Annotated in this window: 24 protein-coding genes and 2 tRNA genes; all 26 read left to right on the top strand. The window is 44.8% G+C overall.

Annotated elements, in window-relative coordinates; genetic code table 11:
• The first annotated feature begins 90 nt into the window (after window positions 1–90).
• Window positions 91–495: a DUF1064 domain-containing protein gene (locus BEN74_RS04090; RefSeq protein ID WP_068910980.1), complete on the top strand. Its 405-nt coding sequence runs from the start codon at window positions 91–93 to the stop codon at window positions 493–495.
• 9 nt (window positions 496–504) lie between these two features.
• Entirely contained in the window at window positions 505–945 is a 441-nt protein-coding gene (locus tag BEN74_RS04085; protein WP_068910981.1) for a hypothetical protein, read from the top strand.
• A gap of 121 nt (window positions 946–1,066) precedes the next feature.
• A complete protein-coding gene (locus tag BEN74_RS04080) occupies window positions 1,067–1,486 on the top strand; it encodes a hypothetical protein (protein WP_068910982.1) in 420 nt (139 codons plus the stop codon).
• Between the two features lie 456 nt (window positions 1,487–1,942).
• Window positions 1,943–2,019: transfer RNA gene (locus BEN74_RS04075), tRNA-Arg, on the top strand.
• A 2-nt stretch (window positions 2,020–2,021) separates the two neighbouring features.
• Window positions 2,022–2,098 (top strand) — tRNA-Met (locus BEN74_RS04070).
• A 614-nt stretch (window positions 2,099–2,712) separates the two neighbouring features.
• Complete coding sequence (locus tag BEN74_RS04065; protein WP_068910983.1) at window positions 2,713–2,898, top strand: hypothetical protein; 186 nt, start codon at window positions 2,713–2,715, stop codon at window positions 2,896–2,898.
• 250 nt (window positions 2,899–3,148) lie between these two features.
• Window positions 3,149–3,388, top strand: a complete 240-nt coding sequence (locus BEN74_RS04060) for a hypothetical protein (RefSeq protein WP_068910984.1) — start codon at window positions 3,149–3,151, stop codon at window positions 3,386–3,388.
• A 41-nt stretch (window positions 3,389–3,429) separates the two neighbouring features.
• The gene (locus BEN74_RS04055; RefSeq protein WP_068910985.1) at window positions 3,430–3,906 is read left to right on the top strand and encodes a hypothetical protein; all 477 of its coding nucleotides are present in this window, start codon (window positions 3,430–3,432) and stop codon (window positions 3,904–3,906) included.
• Window positions 3,866–4,507: a putative metallopeptidase gene (locus BEN74_RS04050; protein WP_068910986.1), complete on the top strand. Its 642-nt coding sequence runs from the start codon at window positions 3,866–3,868 to the stop codon at window positions 4,505–4,507. Before BEN74_RS04055 ends, BEN74_RS04050 begins: the two co-directional genes overlap by 41 nt.
• A 127-nt stretch (window positions 4,508–4,634) precedes the next feature.
• Window positions 4,635–4,991 (top strand): hypothetical protein, encoded by a 357-nt coding sequence (locus BEN74_RS04045; protein WP_068910987.1) that lies wholly within the window; start codon window positions 4,635–4,637, stop codon window positions 4,989–4,991.
• Between the two features lie 114 nt (window positions 4,992–5,105).
• Window positions 5,106–5,648 (top strand): DUF2280 domain-containing protein, encoded by a 543-nt coding sequence (locus BEN74_RS04040; protein ID WP_068910988.1) that lies wholly within the window; start codon window positions 5,106–5,108, stop codon window positions 5,646–5,648.
• The gene (locus BEN74_RS04035; RefSeq protein ID WP_068910989.1) at window positions 5,587–6,882 is read left to right on the top strand and encodes a terminase large subunit domain-containing protein; all 1,296 of its coding nucleotides are present in this window, start codon (window positions 5,587–5,589) and stop codon (window positions 6,880–6,882) included. The genes BEN74_RS04040 and BEN74_RS04035 overlap by 62 nt, the downstream gene beginning before the upstream one ends.
• On the top strand, window positions 6,879–8,297 hold the full coding sequence (locus BEN74_RS04030) for a DUF4055 domain-containing protein (RefSeq protein WP_068910990.1): 1,419 nt from the start codon (window positions 6,879–6,881) through the stop codon (window positions 8,295–8,297). The genes BEN74_RS04035 and BEN74_RS04030 overlap by 4 nt, the downstream gene beginning before the upstream one ends.
• A 2-nt stretch (window positions 8,298–8,299) precedes the next feature.
• The gene (locus BEN74_RS04025; RefSeq protein ID WP_068910991.1) at window positions 8,300–9,445 is read left to right on the top strand and encodes a minor capsid protein; all 1,146 of its coding nucleotides are present in this window, start codon (window positions 8,300–8,302) and stop codon (window positions 9,443–9,445) included.
• A gap of 375 nt (window positions 9,446–9,820) precedes the next feature.
• On the top strand, window positions 9,821–10,579 hold the full coding sequence (locus BEN74_RS04015) for a DUF6651 domain-containing protein (RefSeq protein WP_068910992.1): 759 nt from the start codon (window positions 9,821–9,823) through the stop codon (window positions 10,577–10,579).
• 21 nt (window positions 10,580–10,600) lie between these two features.
• Window positions 10,601–11,740: a P22 phage major capsid protein family protein gene (locus BEN74_RS04010; RefSeq protein WP_068910993.1), complete on the top strand. Its 1,140-nt coding sequence runs from the start codon at window positions 10,601–10,603 to the stop codon at window positions 11,738–11,740.
• Window positions 11,741–11,788: 48 nt separating this feature from the next.
• Window positions 11,789–12,184, top strand: coding sequence for a hypothetical protein (locus BEN74_RS04005; protein ID WP_068910994.1), 396 nt, complete (start codon window positions 11,789–11,791; stop codon window positions 12,182–12,184).
• A 4-nt stretch (window positions 12,185–12,188) separates the two neighbouring features.
• Window positions 12,189–12,563 (top strand): hypothetical protein, encoded by a 375-nt coding sequence (locus BEN74_RS04000; RefSeq protein WP_068910995.1) that lies wholly within the window; start codon window positions 12,189–12,191, stop codon window positions 12,561–12,563.
• Window positions 12,560–12,940: a glutamate 5-kinase gene (locus BEN74_RS03995; protein ID WP_416240767.1), complete on the top strand. Its 381-nt coding sequence runs from the start codon at window positions 12,560–12,562 to the stop codon at window positions 12,938–12,940. The genes BEN74_RS04000 and BEN74_RS03995 overlap by 4 nt, the downstream gene beginning before the upstream one ends.
• A 66-nt stretch (window positions 12,941–13,006) precedes the next feature.
• Complete coding sequence (locus BEN74_RS03990; protein WP_068910996.1) at window positions 13,007–13,324, top strand: hypothetical protein; 318 nt, start codon at window positions 13,007–13,009, stop codon at window positions 13,322–13,324.
• Window positions 13,325–13,505: 181 nt separating this feature from the next.
• Window positions 13,506–13,883 carry a hypothetical protein gene (locus BEN74_RS03985; protein ID WP_068910997.1) on the top strand — a complete coding sequence of 126 codons (378 nt, stop codon included), beginning with the start codon at window positions 13,506–13,508 and terminating at the stop codon, window positions 13,881–13,883.
• Window positions 13,880–14,287, top strand: coding sequence for a hypothetical protein (locus BEN74_RS03980; RefSeq protein ID WP_068910998.1), 408 nt, complete (start codon window positions 13,880–13,882; stop codon window positions 14,285–14,287). The genes BEN74_RS03985 and BEN74_RS03980 overlap by 4 nt, the downstream gene beginning before the upstream one ends.
• A 3-nt stretch (window positions 14,288–14,290) precedes the next feature.
• Window positions 14,291–14,545 carry a hypothetical protein gene (locus BEN74_RS03975; RefSeq protein ID WP_068910999.1) on the top strand — a complete coding sequence of 85 codons (255 nt, stop codon included), beginning with the start codon at window positions 14,291–14,293 and terminating at the stop codon, window positions 14,543–14,545.
• Complete coding sequence (locus BEN74_RS03970; protein WP_068911000.1) at window positions 14,542–14,763, top strand: hypothetical protein; 222 nt, start codon at window positions 14,542–14,544, stop codon at window positions 14,761–14,763. Before BEN74_RS03975 ends, BEN74_RS03970 begins: the two co-directional genes overlap by 4 nt.
• Before the next feature lie 82 nt (window positions 14,764–14,845).
• The gene (locus tag BEN74_RS03965; RefSeq protein ID WP_068911001.1) at window positions 14,846–15,781 is read left to right on the top strand and encodes a phage tail tube protein; all 936 of its coding nucleotides are present in this window, start codon (window positions 14,846–14,848) and stop codon (window positions 15,779–15,781) included.
• Window positions 15,782–15,819: 38 nt separating this feature from the next.
• Window positions 15,820–16,290, top strand: a complete 471-nt coding sequence (locus tag BEN74_RS03960; protein WP_068911002.1) for a hypothetical protein — start codon at window positions 15,820–15,822, stop codon at window positions 16,288–16,290.
• Window positions 16,291–16,297 lie beyond the last annotated feature (7 nt).

Below are 16,297 nucleotides of genomic sequence, written 5' to 3'. Positions count from 1 at the left end.
AACAATCCTATTCATTTGCCTGTGGGCCTTAATCGCGTTTTGCGCAGCAGTAAGCAATTCTGAAAACTCAAATTTTGTGCTGGGGTGGTTATGACCAGCATTTCACTCGCTGAATACCGCAAACAGTTTGGGGGCAGTCAAAAGACCGCCGCCAAGCGCAATAAATTCAACGCACAGCGCATTGAAAAGGATGGAATGATGTTCGATAGCGTCAAGGAGTATAGGCGCTATATCGAGCTTACAGCGCTGATGCAGCGGGGTGAGATTTCAGAGCTTAAGTGCCAGGTGAAATTTGTGCTGGCGCCTAAGGTTAAATTGGAAGGGGAAAAAAGGGCAAAACCTGAACTGCGGTATTACGCGGATTTTACATACCTAAGCAATGGCCAGCTGATTGTTGAGGATGTGAAGTCGGCGGTAACGCGGAAATTGGCGGGCTACCGCAGCAAAAAGCACTTAATGAAAACAGTACACGACATCGATATTAAAGAAGTTTGAGGGCAGGGTATGAATGCAGTGGCGAAAATTGAGGTAATGGATTGGTCAAGGTTTACAGCTGAAGAGTGGTTTAAGCAGTACGGGGCTTATATCCAAACTTGCCGTATGAAATCAGGTAATGAGCCTGATGGTTTAAGAGTGAATCAGATTTATTGGCTGATCTGTGAAAACAATAAAGGCGTAGCGCCACGAAAGGATCAGATCATTTGCAAGATTAGTGATCTTGAAGCGGATGAGGTGAGAAAGTGGATTGTTGATTTCAATAAAATGACTACTGTGTGTGATTCAGCGAAAATCGCAGTGAAGCTTTTTATTGAAAAGAACGTGCGTGGAATGTCGTTGCGTCAAATGGCAGCAGAATTCAGTTTAGGTCGAACTTCACTTGATGGAATGCTGTATGCAGGTCAGTTTTATTTAGCTGGGCATGATAAGCGATTAAAAATTGATTAGGATTTGACTGTCCGAACGGGATATGGCATATTTCTGCTATAGTGGACGAACTTATAGTAATTCACTAAATAAGCCTCGCATTAGCGGGGTTTTTATTTATTAGACCTAAAAAGGCACATAAATGTTTTTTAGATTAGTTGCATACTCATTAGCAATTCTTTTTTTTAATAATTCGGTGCAAGCCGAACCAGTAATTGAGGGGCGAGGTAATTGCATAAAATTGGTGAATGGTAAACCTAGTGAATTTCAAATATGCTCGACTGAAAGATGGAGTGGTGAGGGAAATAACTTTATTAAATATAAATTTGAGCGTGAGACTTTTTTAGTACGCCAAGAGAGTGGCGAAAAAAGAATTGCATATTTAAGTGATGCTCAAGATAAGAAAGAAATTAAGATTGAAGTTGTTCATCGTTATCTGGATACACTCAAAGAGATAAAAGATTTTAGTTCTGTAAGGGGTAAACATGGATTGTGTTATACAACGCTCAATAAAAAAAATGGTTTTTGTGGATTACCAGTGCCTAGGATTGTTTCTCGGTAATACCTAATTTAAGAGAAATTTTTGCTTAAAATTTAAGTAAAAGGCGCTTAGGCGTCTTTTTTACGTCTAAATTTCATAAAGGTGCTTGTGACATGCACAAGTAACATGTTTAGGAGATTCATCATGCCAGTATATGTATAAGGGTAGTGCGCCACCCAAACTAAGGGCGATTTTGATTTGTGACGCTGTACAATATGTTTAGCTATAAGCACAAACGGTGGGATGCGGAAACCAGCCGTATAAATTGGTTTGAATCCAATGTGATTTCGTCACACATTGAGTTAGCCTCAGAGCCTAAATTGTGGTGACTCCCGACTAAATAAGATGAAAGACACAAAGCAGATCAATAGCTAACTTTGAGAAGTTTATTGTGTTGAGTAGCGGTAGATCAGTTGCCGAGCTGATCAATATCGTAATCTAAGGCAAGGATGTGGCAGATCACCACATCCTTTTTATGCGCCATTAGCTCAGCTGGATAGAGCATCCGCCTTCTAAGCGGATGGTCGCAGGTTCAAGTCCTGCATGGCGCGCCAATGGGCCTTAAGCTTAAGCTGTATGAGCGTCCGGTTCATAACCGGGAGGTACTGGGTTCGAATCCCTGCAGGCCCACCATAATTAAATTAAAAGCACAGCTCCGGTGCAAGGAGAATGCATTGCTCCGATTTTTAAAGTGTTTATTTGGTTTGCATGGCGCGACTGAAATCGAATACGCAGCTGATGATGAAGAAATCAAAGTGTGCCGGGATTGTTTTAAGGAAGTTAAATAGACTTTAAGTTACTGGATTGATTTAAAAGAATGGATCATTTTTAATTTTTTTAAATTCAAAGAAGATTAATAGTGAAGCAATAATTAGCAATCCGCCAATTGCTAAAAAAAATAAATCTTTTGAATAAATCCCAACACCAAAACTAAAGATACTTCCTAATAATAAGCATATAGAAATTATCAGCAAAACAGTGTATCTCATGATGTATGTCACATTAATGTTTTCATTGACCTAACAATACAACGGTACTGATAACTTCATGTTAACAAAATATTACATTTTTACAAACGTATTACGACACATAAAACCCATCGCATCCAGATGTTGATGGGTTTTTATTTTCTTATTGGTAGTGGTTGAGTGTGCCTGATGATTTGATATTTGCACAGGAAATGAATTGACGAAAAGCAGATGATTGAATATTTTAAAACCTCAAAACAAAAAAATTAAGAGGTCGCAATGTTTCTTCAAATCGATGACGTGGTAATTAATACCGATAAAATTCGGTTAATAAGAATTAATGATAAGGCAAACCATGTGATGATTTACTTTGATGAGAATCACAGTAAGAAAGTTTCCTTCCCTCATGCAGAAGATATGGATCGCTTCTTAACCGAGATTGGGCGAAAAGACTTTTCTGCTTGAGTAGATCTAAAGACCTCCTCCGGGAGGTCTTTTTTATGGGCATGATTTATGGACGCTAACGACTACTTCTGGAAAACAAAGAAACGTTCCACCCAAAATAAAGCCCCGGCACCAAGCTGCCACTTAAAGCCGAACAGAAATGCTTAGGTTTTGAATTTGTTGCAAACCTGATGTTTTTGAGAACATTAAAGCACTACAAATTAAATTGAACTTTGCTATAAATTATAATCTTTTGGCATGAGGAGGGGTTATGCAAAAGTTGATTTCATTTATTGCAGAATTAGATGAATTTGATAAATACAAATTTACAAAAACTATTTTTCCAAATCATTATGCTCCAGATGATTTTGTCCAGTCTGGCAAAGGTACTTTTAGTCATCAGCACTCTATAATTGATGGTCAGACTGTATATATATTGTATGGTCTAGGCAGGTTTAATGGTGATCAGCTAAGCAAACTAAAAGAAGATTGGCAGAGGTTCCACGTTTAATGCATAGCCACCTTTGGGTGGTTTTTTATTAGGCAAACTTGATGGAAATTGATGATTATTTTGGGAGAACCAAGAAACGCCCACCTAAAACCAAGCCACGTTCAAAACCATTGCCTAAGGCCAAAGAAAAATACTTAGAGGCCGAAGAAGACTTTGAACATGCTTTAAATGTACTGGGCATTAAATACGAAAAGAAATTCCAATTTAAATCTACAAAACATTGGCGTTTTGATTTTCATCTTATTGAACATCGAATTTTAGTTGAGATTTCAGGCGGGCCTTGGTCTGGTGGGCGCGGTGGGAAACTGGCAAATAAGGCTTGGAGCTTGGATCGTTACGATGACGCAGCTGAAATGGGCTTTACCGTAGTGCGATTGGAGTCTGCGGAACGTTACAGGATTGAAGAATCAGGCCCATTGCAAATTGATTCTTATCGAGCATCCCAATGGCTGAAAGATTTAAAAAGGCAGATATTCAATGGAACAGATCAGACCATTTCCGCCGACAGATCTCATTGACCAGGCAGAGGAAGAAGAGGCAATGCGCATGGCGCCAGCACCGGGTCTCAAGGAATGGGTCGTGAAGAATTTTTTAACCATTGGCGGTCAGCTACACAACCCAGATCATGATCACATCGCTGAGCTGCTGCACGATGACGAAACCTTCTTAGTATTTGCTTGGGCATCATCTGCATGTATGGCTAAAAAGCGCATGGTGTTGGGTCAATGTGAAAAAGTGATGTTTAACCAAGGCGGATGGAAGAAGGCGCGCCAGGAACAGCAGATGCGCGACTGGTTCGGCGCCGTGCCGGTGTATCTCATTACCATTGATGCCAGTTACTGCGAAAACTCAAATGATTTGGAGTTTTGCCGCTTGATTGAGCATGAGCTGTATCACATCGGTGTAGAGCGTGACGAAGATGGCGAGATTCAATATAGCGACCACACCGGGCTGCCAAAGCACTATTTGGCCGGCCATGATGTGGAAGTGTTCTTTGGTGAAACAAAACGCTGGGGAGCGGATGAGTCAGTAAAACGGCTTTTGGAAATTGCGAAGAATGCGCCGTTTGTTTCAGAAACTAATATTGCTGCGTGTTGCGGGACGTGTGTGATTAATTGAGCTACATACTGTATTTAGCTGTTTGTTTAAATCATACTGATTTATTTAAAATAAATGACTTATGCTGTTTTTTTATCGAATATCAGCCTATACAATTTCATATTTACTCGTTAGTTAGATTTCAAAAATGAAGAAGTTAACAAAAAGTATTGCGATAATTCTTGGTCTAGGTTTAATCAGCATTACAGCAACAAATGCAGCTACAGCAAAAAAAAGCCACATTCCTGAAATCTGTTACTTGTTCAAGTCCCAAGGATTGCTTGGTGAGTGGGAGGAACAGATTTTAATTTCTAAGAAGAAGCTTGCCTATAAACAAGCTGCTGCTTATATGCAAAAAAACCATGGCATGTCTGAAATCTACGATATTGAGGAATTGTCCGACATTGAGTGTGCGGTATCAGTAGATACTTATGATAAAGAGAGTTTAGATACGTTTTATTACAAAGAGCCCAAAGTTAAACCTAAAGCCAAAACAAAGGCTTAATCAGTTAAAAATATGACTACCACAACTAAGTAATGGTATTCAAAAATCAGATCAGCTAAATGCTGGTCTTTTTTTTGCCTCTTTAGTCTTACGTAGTCTTACAAAGAGGCATTTATGGCAACCCTTAAAGAGCCTATAAAAATCTTTATAGTTCAGTCTCTTGCTTGCTATGAAACCCCTCAACAAGTAGTGGATGCTGTAAGAGAAGAATTTGGCATTGAAATTGAGCGTCAGCAGGTTGCTTCATACGACCCAACAAAAGCAACTTGCCGAAACATGAGTAAAAAATTAAAGGATCTTTTCACTCGGACAAGAAATGACTTTAAAACTAATGTTTACGACATTCCTTTAGCCAATAAGGCAGTACGCCTTAAAGAGCTTCAAAGAATGTATGGTGATTGGAAAAACAATAAGGTCAAAAAGCAAAACATCATTAAGCAAATTAAAGATGAGATGCATGGCTATGAACTTCAATTGCTGGATGCACAGCTTAAGCAGCTTGAGATAGACAAAATCAAGAATGGCGATGGCGAAGGGTCTGATGATCCGACCCCAGTGAAAGTCACAATTCAAGTTGTAGATGCGAGTAAACCAGATGCCGAACATCAATCCGACCCTGAATGTGCCTCAGGCGAACTTTCTACAGCTGAAAAATAAGTTTCGCGCGTTTGTCGCCGGGTTTGGGTCAGGAAAAACTTGGGTAGGGTGTTCAAGCTTGTGCGATAAGTCTTGGGAATTTCCTAAGGTGCCATTGGGTTACTTTGCACCAACTTATCCGCAGATCCGGGATATTTTCTTTCCTACCATTGATGAGGTTGCATTTGATTGGGGGCTGAAAACCAAAATCTACGAATCGAATAAAGAGGTGGATATCTACTATGGCCGGCAATACCGCAGCACGATTATTTGCCGGTCTATGGAAAAACCACAGACAATTGTGGGCTTTAAGATCGGCCACGCGCTAATTGACGAGCTGGATGTAATGCCTACCGTTAAAGCGCAACAGGCATGGCGGAAGATCATCGCTCGTATGCGTGTGAAACACCCTGGTCTAATCAATGGTATTGACGTTGCGACCACGCCGGAGGGCTTTAAGTTCACGCACCAGCAGTTTGTGAAAGAGGCTGGCTTAACCCCGGCAAAGCGCGCTCTGTATGGAATGATTCAGGCGTCTACATATGACAATGAAGCCAATTTGCCAGACGATTATATTTCATCGCTTTATGAGTCATACCCGCCGCAATTGATTTCAGCGTATTTGCGCGGCCAGTTTGTCAATTTAACCAGTGGGGCTGTATATCCAGACTTTGACCGCAAGCTTAACCATATAGATGAAGAAATCAAGCCGGGCGAGCCTTTGATCATTGGGATGGACTTTAACGTCCTGAAGATGGCCGCAGTGGTTTATGTGATCCGGGAAGGCAAGCCGCTGGCGCTGGATGAGATGGTCGGTGTGCGCGATACGCCGACTATAGCAACTTTGCTGATTGAGCGATTTCCATTTCATGAAATGACTGTAATTCCTGATGCCGCAGGACAATCGACATCTTCAAAGAACAGCAGTGAGTCCGATCATCAGATTCTAAGGGATAAAGGCTTTCGGGTTGAGGTTGATGGAATAAACCCGGCCATTAAAGATCGAATTAATGCTGTAAACGCTCTCATCTTAAATGGGGAGGGTGAGCGAACATTGCTGGTCAATACGAACAAATGCCCACGATTCACTGAAACTTTAGAGCAGCAGGTTTACGACGATTTTGGAATGCCGGATAAGAAATCTGGGCTAGATCATGTCGGGGATGCTGGCGGTTATCCGTTGGCTAAGCGTTTCCCAATCATTAAGCCAGTAACCAGCCTCAAAGACATATCAATTTTTGGACGAAGAAGATGACAGGAATAACCACAAAGCACGCTGAATACAGTGCGAATATTGCTGCCTGGACAAAAGTAGATGATGTCTGTAAAGGGCAGGCTGCCGTTAAGGTAAAAGGAAAGGAATACCTTCCGGTGCCGGAAACTTTTGAAGACGGTGACCGTTACAAAGAATATCTGGATAGGGCTGTTTTTTATGGTGTGACCGGGAAAACACTGAAAAGCAATATCGGTTCCGCGTTCAATAAGCTGCCGGACTTCAAACGGCCGGAGGATCTGAAATATCTTGACCGGAATGCCGATGGTTCGGGCCGGTCCATCTATCAGGCATCACAGTATATGTTGAGCCTCATGCTGAAGCACTACCGCTGCGGCGTGTATGTGGACTATCCGCAGGTTGCTCCAAGCCGCAACCGCGCTGAGGATAAGCAGAAGAATGCCTTCCCGATGATTCACATCCTGAAGGCAGCCTCGGTCATGGATTGGGATCATATTATTGTCGGCAATCAGAAAAAGACTTCATTTGTGAAGATTCTTGAGTCTGTATCTTCTCGTACAGCTGATGGCTTTGGCCGGGAAACCAAAGAGCAGTATCGGGTGCTGCGGCTGGAAGATGCTGGGATGGGCGACTTTGTTTATACCGTCCAGATTTACAGGCAGAATAAGAAAGGCGAATGGGTTGAAGGGCCCAAATATATCCCAGCCGATTACCATGGCAAAACATGGTCCTATATTCCATTCACATTCTGCGGCGCCGTAGACAATACGGATGAAATTGACAATGCTCCGCTGCTGGAGCTGGCAGATTTAAACCTCGCGCACTATAAAAATAGCGCAGATGTCGAGGAGTCTGGCTTTGTTGTTGGCCAGCCGATTATTTCAATGCCTGACGTGACTACTGAGCAATATAAAATTGCAAAGGACGAAGGCTTAACGGTCGGTTCACGCCGCGGGTTCCCGACCAAAATTGAAATTGTCCAGGCTAAAGAAAATAACTTGGCCAAGCAGCTGATGACGGATAAATGGGCGCAGATGAAAGAGATGGGCGCCCGGCTGATTGAGGTTGGCTCCGCGAATAAAACCGCGACACAGGCCGATAATGAGGACTCTGTGCAGCATTCGGTTTTATCGCTTGCTGTTTCAAATATCAGTGAAGCCCTGACCATGGCCTTGCGCTGGTGCGCTAAGTTTGCCCTGCCGGATCATGAGCTTGGGCCGGACGGGCTGAGCTACGTTATCTCTCAAGACTTCAATAAGCCTAAATTCAGTGAAGAGCGCGCTAAGCGCCTATACGAAGCCTGCGTCGGCGGTAACTTGCCGTGGTCAGTTTGGTATAAGTATGAGCAGACTGGCATGTTCACTGAGGAAAAATGGGGCGAAATTGAAAAGCTGATTGAACGTCAGCGTGACGGTTCAATGACTATGGATGAGTAAAGATGAGCACACCAGCGCAGAAAGCCTTACTTGATGCACTGTCGCAGCATCAGGCTTATTTATACCGGGCATCATCGCAGTCAGTGAATGAGCTGCTCAAGCAATTCAGCAGCATCTCCAATGCGCAGCTGATGCGTTTAAGCGAACTGCTGGAAGAGCTGACTGATGCGGAGCGCAACGTGTTGCAGGGGCTTAATTTTGCCGGCAAGGGCCGGGCATCAAAGCGCATTGAAGAAATCAAAGCCATCTTGAATGAGTGGTTTGACTCTTTAAGTGTGGAGCTGTCTGCAGATTTCGAAAAGTCAGCAATCGCGCTGGCCGTGTATGAGGCGGCTTATGCAGCCAAATTGCTTGGTGAAGCCGCTGTGGCCATCTCAGGTGCGGAAGCATACAAGACGATCAGGAAAACGCCGTATGCGGGCGGCCAGCTGGTTGACCACCTGTTTAAGGATATTGCTGCATCACTGCGCAAGAAGGTGGAATATGTTATCCGTGACGGCATTTCGCAAGGCCAGACCAATCAGCAGATTGTGCAGCGGATTAAGGGTAAGCGCGAAAAGGTTGATGGCGAATACTCATACACCGGCGGGATGCTTGAAGCTGAGCGCCATGTCATTGAGCGCCAGGTTCGCACTGCGCGCAGCCATGTCAGCACGTCGATCTACATTGATACATACAAAGCGGCTGGCTACGAGTATGTGAAGGTTGTCGCCACACTGGATGGACGCACCTGCAAGTACTGCGCCTCAATTGATGGTGACGTATACAGCATTGATGATTCTGCACGTCCGCGCTTCCCAGTGCATCCCAATAACCGCACGACCTATGTCGGCTGTGACAAAGAAGGGAATATTGCAGGCCAGCGGCCGTTTGTGATGGATGAGCGGAAAGTCAAGGATATTCCAAAAGAGGAGCGTAAGCACTTAATTGGACAGCTGGATGCCAATACATCGTTCAAGGAGTTTTTTGAACAGTCGGATGAGTTCTTTCAGCGCACTTGGCTAGGTAAGAAGAAGTACGAACTGTATAAATCTGGCAAATTTCCAATTGAGAAATTTGCCGATCCGCTGAATAAGCGAGGGTACACATTGGCGGAGCTAAAGGCTTTGGATGGAGAAACCTTTAAAAATGTAATGGGTGAAAAATGAAAGTAATTAGTCGAGGCACACCGCCTGAATTGCAGACCTACACAACCCCATGCGGTAAGTGCCATTCGGTGCTTGAATTCCAAAAGAATGAAGCACAAGTAAAGATAGACCGAAACGAAACGGTACATGTGCTGAATTGTCCTGTATGCCGTAATGATATTTGGATTGCGTCACAGGCGCTAAAACTAAAACCTGCGGAGCAAAAAACCGACCCAAACAAGGGGTGGGATGACGCACGAGATGTAATGTACCAAGCATCCAAATAGACTAAATTCAATTTAAGCACCTTCCGAGGTGCTTTTTTATTGCCTGCTGAAAGCTGATGCGGACAGCGTAACGAGCGGATGCTCATTAAAAGATAGGGTCGGATGACTTATGAAACTTAAAACTGTGGTTGTGGATGGCAAGACGTATGCCGAGGTCATGGATGATAAGCCTGTATATTTACATGACGATGGCAAAGAAGTGGCACATGATGCACCGCAAACCGTTGCAACGATCAGTCGCTTAAATGGTGAAGTGAAAACCAACCGTGAGCGTTACGAAAAAGCGGAATCCTCACTTAAATCCTTTGAAGGCATCGAAGATCCGGCAGCCGCTAAAAAAGCCATGGAGACTTTGAAAAACTTTGACGATAAAAAGCTGGTGGATGCCGGTGAAGTCGAAAAAGTTAAAGCTGAAGCGATTAAAGCGGTCGAAGAAAAATACGCTCCGATTATTCAAGAGCGTGACGCTTATCAGGCGCAGCTGCATAACGAGCTTATTGGCGGCGGCTTTGCCCGCTCCAAGTACATTCAGGACAGCATTTCTGTGCCGGCAGACATGATTCAAGCCCAATTCGGCAAGAACTTCAAAATAGAAGAAGGCAAAGTCGTGGCATACGGTGCGGATGGTCAAAAGATCTATTCACGCGCGCGCCCAGGCGAAGTCGCAGACTTTGATGAAGCCTTGGAGTCTTTGGTTGGCGAATATCAATACAAGGATTCTATTTTAAAAGGTTCGCAGGCCGGCGGTGGTGGTTTTCAGGGTGGCAGTCAAGGCGGCAACAAGTCTATGACGCGCGATCAATTCACAAATTTAAAACCTGCAGAACAATCATCCTTCATGCGTGAAGGCGGCAAGGTTACAGATTAATTTTTAAAGGAAAAATAGCGAATGGCTAATACTCTTACGGGTTTAATCCCTGATATTTACGAAGCGCTCGATCAGGTTTCGCGCGAGCTGACAGGCTATATTCCTGCAGTTTCCCGCGACTCAGGAATTGAACGCGCAGCTGTCGGGCAAAACGTCCGCGTACCGGTAACAACCGAAGTTACCGCACAGGACACTACACCTGGTGCAAACGCTCCAGATACTGGCGATACCAATATCGACCATGTAGATGCGCAAATTACCAAATCGCGCCATGTGCCGGTGCGCTGGAATGGCGAAGAAACTAAAGGTCTTTCCAATGCCGGAACCTTCAGCACGATTCAGGCTGACCGCTTTTATCAGGCAATGCGCACATTGGTAAATGAAATTGAAGCCGATGTTCATACGGAAGCCTACAAAAATGCATCGCGCGCATTCGGTACGGCAGGAACCACGCCATTCGGCACTGCTGCAGACTTATCGGACTTTGCTGGCGTATTGCGCATTCTGGAAGAAAATGGCGCGCCGCGAACAGACTTGCAGCTGGTTCTGGGGCATGCTGCAATCGGCAACCTGCGTGGCAAGCAATCGGGCCTGTTCAAGGTGAATGAAGCTGGTTCGGCCGACATGCTGCGTAACGGTATGACAGATCGTGTAATGAATATGGCTATCCGCCATTCCCATGCTTCAGGCTTGCATGTAAACGGTGATGGCGCCGGATACCTTGTGAATGGCGCCACAGCTGCTAAATCAGTATCTATTACAGTCGATGGCGGCACAGGCGCCATTCTTGCTGGCGATATTGTGACCTTTGCCGGCGATGGCAATAAGTACGTGTCTGGCGGCTTGGCCGGTGTAAATTTGGCGCTCAATAAATCAGGTTTGCTGCTTCCAGCTGCTGATAATGTAGCAATCACCCGCGGTAATGCTTATACAGCCAACGTGGCGTTTGCCCGTTCCGCTATCGCCCTGGCCACGCGCGCGCCGGCGCTTCCGGAAGGCGGCGACTCCGCTGATGATGTAATTCAGGTTGTCGACCCGTTAACTGGCTTGGCATTTGAAATTGCTGTTTACCGCCAGTTCATGCAGGTTGTTTACCATGTGCGCCTGGCATGGGGCGTAAAAGCGATTAAGCAAGAACACATCGCTTTGCTGCTGGGCTAATAAAATCAAGATCGGGCGCTTTATGCGCCCTTTCTTCTGGAGAGAAAAATGTCACAAGTCAAAACAGTAAAAATCAAGGATGGCGCCAGCTTCCGCATTATCAATGAATCAGACTTTAAGCCGGGTGAGCATGAGTTATACGGTGATGAAGCGCTTTCTGCAGGACCTGTCATGGTAAATCTTGCGGTCGGCATCACACCTGAACTGCAGGCCGCCATTGATGAAGCAAAGGCCGAATGTGAAAAGGTTCAGGCTGAAAATGTCGAACTTAAAGAGCAGCTGGCCACAGCTCATGGTGAACTAATTGCGTTCAAAAACGATGTTACCGCAATGCAGGCGCATATCGATGAGCTTGTGCCTAAAGCTAAAAAGCCGACTGCTGCGGAATTAAAAGCAGCTAAAGCGGCTGACGATGCTAAGGCCGCTGAACAGCCGGAGGAGTAAGCGCATGAGCTTTATCACTGTTGCCGAAGCTGAATCTATCCTTGGGGCTGGCTTTGCGCCGGATGGTGATAAAGCTCGCCTTATTCAGCTGGCCAATGTCTGGATGAAAAATGAAGTTGGCGCCGTACCAGATCCGATTGATCCGCTGCTGAAAGATGCTGCATGCGAGATCATCAAGGGCATCATTGCCAAGGTGATTTATGCGGGCATTGCGCGCCAGACGACGAGTGAAAGCGTCAAGGCTGATACAGTGCAAGTGACTGAAAGCTTTGCTGATGGAAGTGTAGAAATTTCAGAATATGAGCAGATTGCTAAGGCGTATATTGATTCGCTGGGTCTAAAGCCAAAAGGCCTTACGTTTAGAGTGTATCGCGCATGATCAAAAACAAAATCCAGTCCAAAGTCGCTAAGGCTTTTAATTCAAAGTTGGCCGATGCTGTTGACTCCTTCGTATGCTCCAAGCAGATTCAGTCCGGCGACTTCGATTTCGCAACGCAGACTTATCCAGTCATCACTATAGAGGCCTATCAGGGCCGTGGTGTGCTATTTGGCAGTTATCTAAAGAATCTGGTTAAGCCTGCCGATTACCAGGCCGAAGACGCAAAGGCTACTCTACTGCAGAATGAAGTAACTCAGGTACCTCAGGTTGGTGATGTATGGGATACGCCGAAAGGTCTGTTTAAGGTGGTTAATATTGGAGAAGATCCAACGGAGGCAGTTTATTTAATTCAGCTAAGAAAATTTTCCAATAATTGATACCCTTAGATTAGTATATTTGAAAAGGCTCTTGAGTCTGATTTCTACTTGTAAAGGGGTTTAGCTATGAAAAAGATTATTTTTTTAATTATTGCCACAACTATTTCACTCTCAGTATCTGCTGAACCGCTTAGTAAAAAAGAAAAAGATGAAATTTATTTTCCTTATATTAATAGTTGTTATAAGAATCAGAAAGAGTATTTAGAAAATCAAAACTACTCAATTGCTCAAATCGTTGAGTACTGCGATTGCAGTGGAAAAATGATTGTAAATACTCTTACCGCCGAAGATGTTAAGCATATGAACAAGACTGGTAGTTACAATATAATGCTAAAAATTGCTCAATCGGCCAACCAATATTGCGCTCAAAAAATCTTATATTAATCAAAACCCACTTCGGTGGGTTTTTTAATGGGTAAGATTTATGATTTGCATTGATGATCAAAACCTTTTTTTCGATACAAATCAGAGCTTTCTAATCAACAGGCCATAGATGGCCGAATGATTGTAAGGCAGGATCAGCCTGCCTATGAAATCAGACTGGGCAAAGTTGAGGTGATTTTAGATGGGGTGGAGCAGCAAGCGGCCGGCTGATTTTGCACTGCAGATCCTCCGGGATGGCGATAAGCATGTCCGCAAAATCACAGGCGAAGTTTTACAGCAGGTTGTGACCAGGTCGCCGGTGATGGATGGTGAATACCGGGCATCACACAAGGTATCGGTAAACAGCCCGGACAAGGCTTATGAAAAAGGATTTGATTTGGCCGGCGGTACGACAATCCAAAAAGGACTGGCTACTGCATCGACCGCTAAAATAGGCGGGATCGTTTATGTGCAGACAAACTGCCCGTATGGCATGAGACTGGAAAATGGGCATTCTAAACAGGCGCCAAATGGCGTGTATGCGCTGTCTTTCCAGAGTGTAGTGAGCAAATACAAATGAACCTGACTCAAGCTGAAACCGAAATTTATAAGCGCATAGGCCTATTTGCAGGTGTAGATAAAGCCAATCTGCGGATTGAAAACCAGCCTGCAGCTGATGGCGGGCCGTTTAAGCCGCCCGCAGACAAGCTCTGGTGTAAAGTTTTCGTGCAATACGGTGACAGCAGGATCGTCGGCATGGGTGAAAAGCCCTGCAAGCGCAATTACGGCATTATTTCCATTCAGTGCTTTGCGCCAAGGAATAGCGGAACATTGGCCATGGCAGCTTTATGTGATGCATGGGATGCACACCTGCAGAGCTTTCAGAGTTCACAGCTTGAGGTCTATCTGGTGCACGCGCCGCAGAGCATTGAGAATGATGACTTCTATGCTAAGATTATCCGAGCAGATTTTAGAGTTGGCTAAATAATGAATGGGATTCCTGAAGAGCTAATTGATTACCAGTTATACACTTGTGATTATGGCGACTCGCGAAATAGCAACTATAAATTTGTGGGAGCTTTTGATAGCCGCGATGACGCGCTGATCCATGTAGAGCAGATCCTTAAGATAAAACTCAGCCATGAGCTTTATGAGTTTGAAATCAAGAAAGTGTTAAGCGAATCTAAAATTAAGGCTATCTATGATGAGCTTTGTAAATATAGGGAATTAAGTAAGTCATGAGTAAATATCTTGAAGTTATTCATGAAATTGATTCAAAAAAGCAAGAATTAGAGCGGCGTATTGCGGCGGCAGTCCAGTCTGAGATTTACCAGTGGCAGCGAGAAAATAGCCTTCCAATTCATAGCATTAGTATTGATCTACTTGACGTCACAGATATTGGAAGCCCTAAGCGCCGTGGTGTTTCAGGTGTTTCAGTTGAGGTTGACTTTACCCCTTAGGCGCTTTACAAGTTTAAGTTTTTAATTCTAAATTCATACCACCGAAAGGTGGTTTTTTATTGCCTAAAATCAGGAGGCATTCATGTCTAAAGGCACCGACGTAGTCATCCATATTTCTAAAGAGGAAACACCAAACACGTTGCCTGCGGTGCCTGTATGGCACACGCTGCGCCGTAACTCAGACTCACTAAAAAAGACAGTTTCACTAACTCAGTCAGATGAAATTGTTGATTCTCGCTTCGAGCAGGGTTCTATTGCAACTTCTGGCGAAGCTGTTGGCAACATTGAATATGAGCTATCGGCGCTTAGCCAGGATATGTTTTTCGAGGGCGTGGCCGGCAATCTCTTTGTTGATTCAGGCGTGCCGAATGTATCGACACTTGAGATCGGCGGTGACACACTGCCAACGTATGCGATTGTGAAGCACGATAAAAAAGTGGGCCTGATTCAAGTGTTCACTGGCTGCCGTATCGGCGAGCTGACGATTCAAGGTGACACTGAAGGGAAAATTACCGGCAGTGCAACGATTAATGCCACCGGATATTCCACACCGCTGGCCACGCCGGTTGTTTCGCCGCTGGCCGCCACGACTACGCCATTCCTGTCATCAATTAATGTGAACACATTCAAGATTAATGGCGTAAGCACGGTAGGCACCGCGTGCGCTGAATCATTCACCATCACGATCAATAACAATTTGACAGCGAAGCCGTGCTTGGGCAACGCGAGCCTAATTCCGAACCGCTATACCGAAGGCAAAGTGTCCATCACGCTGAACGTAACGCTGGCGCTGACAGTGGCCTCGAAAGCATGGATTCCATATGTTGAAACCCGCGAAACGATGACTGCTGAAATTGGCATTGAGGATGTGCTGGGCAATGCTTACGGTTTCAACTTCACCAAGCTGGAATTGGACAATGACGGCTTGTCCGATACAAATGCGAATGATGATCACACGCTGGCCATGGAATTCCGCCACGTCAAAGAAGCACCAACTATCACCCGCACTGCAGCATAAACATGGCCCTGGAAGGGGCTTTATTTTAGGATAAGAAAATGGCTTTAAAAGTAGCAATTCAAAAAAGCAAAGACGTTTCGCTCTGGAAAGAATACAAAGATACTGAAGGCAATGTGCTGGCCGAGTTTAAAATCCGCGGTGACGCATATAAGCCTTACCGTGTGGCGCTTGAGCGCGCGCAGAATCAGGTATCATCCAAGGGCTATAACGTGTCTACAGCCGGCGCCGAAGATAAGCTCTATCATGAGCTGCTTTTGGAGGCCGCCGCCTGCCATCTGATTGCAGAATGGAAAGGCGTATTCTTTGCTGAAGACGGCAAAGAGGTGGAAACGCCGTATTCGCCGGAAAATGCGACCAAGCTGCTGAATATGGGGGATATTGGCGTTTCGGTCTGGGCTTTTGTTAAAACCAATGCTGAAAAGATTCAGGCAGAAGCAGATCAGGCCAAAGCTGATGCCTTGGGAAAGTCACCCAGCTCTACCGATGGCACGCCGGAGACGGAGGGCTAACGGATCA

The sequence above is a fragment of the Acinetobacter sp. WCHAc010034 genome (assembly GCF_001696615.3).
Lineage (GTDB): Bacteria > Pseudomonadota > Gammaproteobacteria > Pseudomonadales > Moraxellaceae > Acinetobacter.
Note: the sequence above shows the minus strand (reverse complement) of the source record. Positions and strands in the feature narration are given on the sequence as shown.

What these genes read in the sequence shown, in the direction of transcription:
- BEN74_RS04090 (WP_068910980.1), top strand. Translation starts at nt 91, where the DNA reads ATGACCAGCATTTCACTCGCTGAATACCGCAAACAGTTTGGGGGCAGT.
- BEN74_RS04085 (WP_068910981.1), top strand. Translation starts at nt 505, where the DNA reads ATGAATGCAGTGGCGAAAATTGAGGTAATGGATTGGTCAAGGTTTACA.
- BEN74_RS04080 (WP_068910982.1), top strand. Translation starts at nt 1,067, where the DNA reads ATGTTTTTTAGATTAGTTGCATACTCATTAGCAATTCTTTTTTTTAAT.
- BEN74_RS04065 (WP_068910983.1), top strand. Translation starts at nt 2,713, where the DNA reads ATGTTTCTTCAAATCGATGACGTGGTAATTAATACCGATAAAATTCGG.
- BEN74_RS04060 (WP_068910984.1), top strand. Translation starts at nt 3,149, where the DNA reads ATGCAAAAGTTGATTTCATTTATTGCAGAATTAGATGAATTTGATAAA.
- BEN74_RS04055 (WP_068910985.1), top strand. Translation starts at nt 3,430, where the DNA reads ATGGAAATTGATGATTATTTTGGGAGAACCAAGAAACGCCCACCTAAA.
- BEN74_RS04050 (WP_068910986.1), top strand. Translation starts at nt 3,866, where the DNA reads ATGGAACAGATCAGACCATTTCCGCCGACAGATCTCATTGACCAGGCA.
- BEN74_RS04045 (WP_068910987.1), top strand. Translation starts at nt 4,635, where the DNA reads ATGAAGAAGTTAACAAAAAGTATTGCGATAATTCTTGGTCTAGGTTTA.
- BEN74_RS04040 (WP_068910988.1), top strand. Translation starts at nt 5,106, where the DNA reads ATGGCAACCCTTAAAGAGCCTATAAAAATCTTTATAGTTCAGTCTCTT.
- BEN74_RS04035 (WP_068910989.1), top strand. Translation starts at nt 5,587, where the DNA reads ATGCCGAACATCAATCCGACCCTGAATGTGCCTCAGGCGAACTTTCTA.
- BEN74_RS04030 (WP_068910990.1), top strand. Translation starts at nt 6,879, where the DNA reads ATGACAGGAATAACCACAAAGCACGCTGAATACAGTGCGAATATTGCT.
- BEN74_RS04025 (WP_068910991.1), top strand. Translation starts at nt 8,300, where the DNA reads ATGAGCACACCAGCGCAGAAAGCCTTACTTGATGCACTGTCGCAGCAT.
- BEN74_RS04015 (WP_068910992.1), top strand. Translation starts at nt 9,821, where the DNA reads ATGAAACTTAAAACTGTGGTTGTGGATGGCAAGACGTATGCCGAGGTC.
- BEN74_RS04010 (WP_068910993.1), top strand. Translation starts at nt 10,601, where the DNA reads ATGGCTAATACTCTTACGGGTTTAATCCCTGATATTTACGAAGCGCTC.
- BEN74_RS04005 (WP_068910994.1), top strand. Translation starts at nt 11,789, where the DNA reads ATGTCACAAGTCAAAACAGTAAAAATCAAGGATGGCGCCAGCTTCCGC.
- BEN74_RS04000 (WP_068910995.1), top strand. Translation starts at nt 12,189, where the DNA reads ATGAGCTTTATCACTGTTGCCGAAGCTGAATCTATCCTTGGGGCTGGC.
- BEN74_RS03995 (WP_416240767.1), top strand. Translation starts at nt 12,560, where the DNA reads ATGATCAAAAACAAAATCCAGTCCAAAGTCGCTAAGGCTTTTAATTCA.
- BEN74_RS03990 (WP_068910996.1), top strand. Translation starts at nt 13,007, where the DNA reads ATGAAAAAGATTATTTTTTTAATTATTGCCACAACTATTTCACTCTCA.
- BEN74_RS03985 (WP_068910997.1), top strand. Translation starts at nt 13,506, where the DNA reads ATGGGGTGGAGCAGCAAGCGGCCGGCTGATTTTGCACTGCAGATCCTC.
- BEN74_RS03980 (WP_068910998.1), top strand. Translation starts at nt 13,880, where the DNA reads ATGAACCTGACTCAAGCTGAAACCGAAATTTATAAGCGCATAGGCCTA.
- BEN74_RS03975 (WP_068910999.1), top strand. Translation starts at nt 14,291, where the DNA reads ATGAATGGGATTCCTGAAGAGCTAATTGATTACCAGTTATACACTTGT.
- BEN74_RS03970 (WP_068911000.1), top strand. Translation starts at nt 14,542, where the DNA reads ATGAGTAAATATCTTGAAGTTATTCATGAAATTGATTCAAAAAAGCAA.
- BEN74_RS03965 (WP_068911001.1), top strand. Translation starts at nt 14,846, where the DNA reads ATGTCTAAAGGCACCGACGTAGTCATCCATATTTCTAAAGAGGAAACA.
- BEN74_RS03960 (WP_068911002.1), top strand. Translation starts at nt 15,820, where the DNA reads ATGGCTTTAAAAGTAGCAATTCAAAAAAGCAAAGACGTTTCGCTCTGG.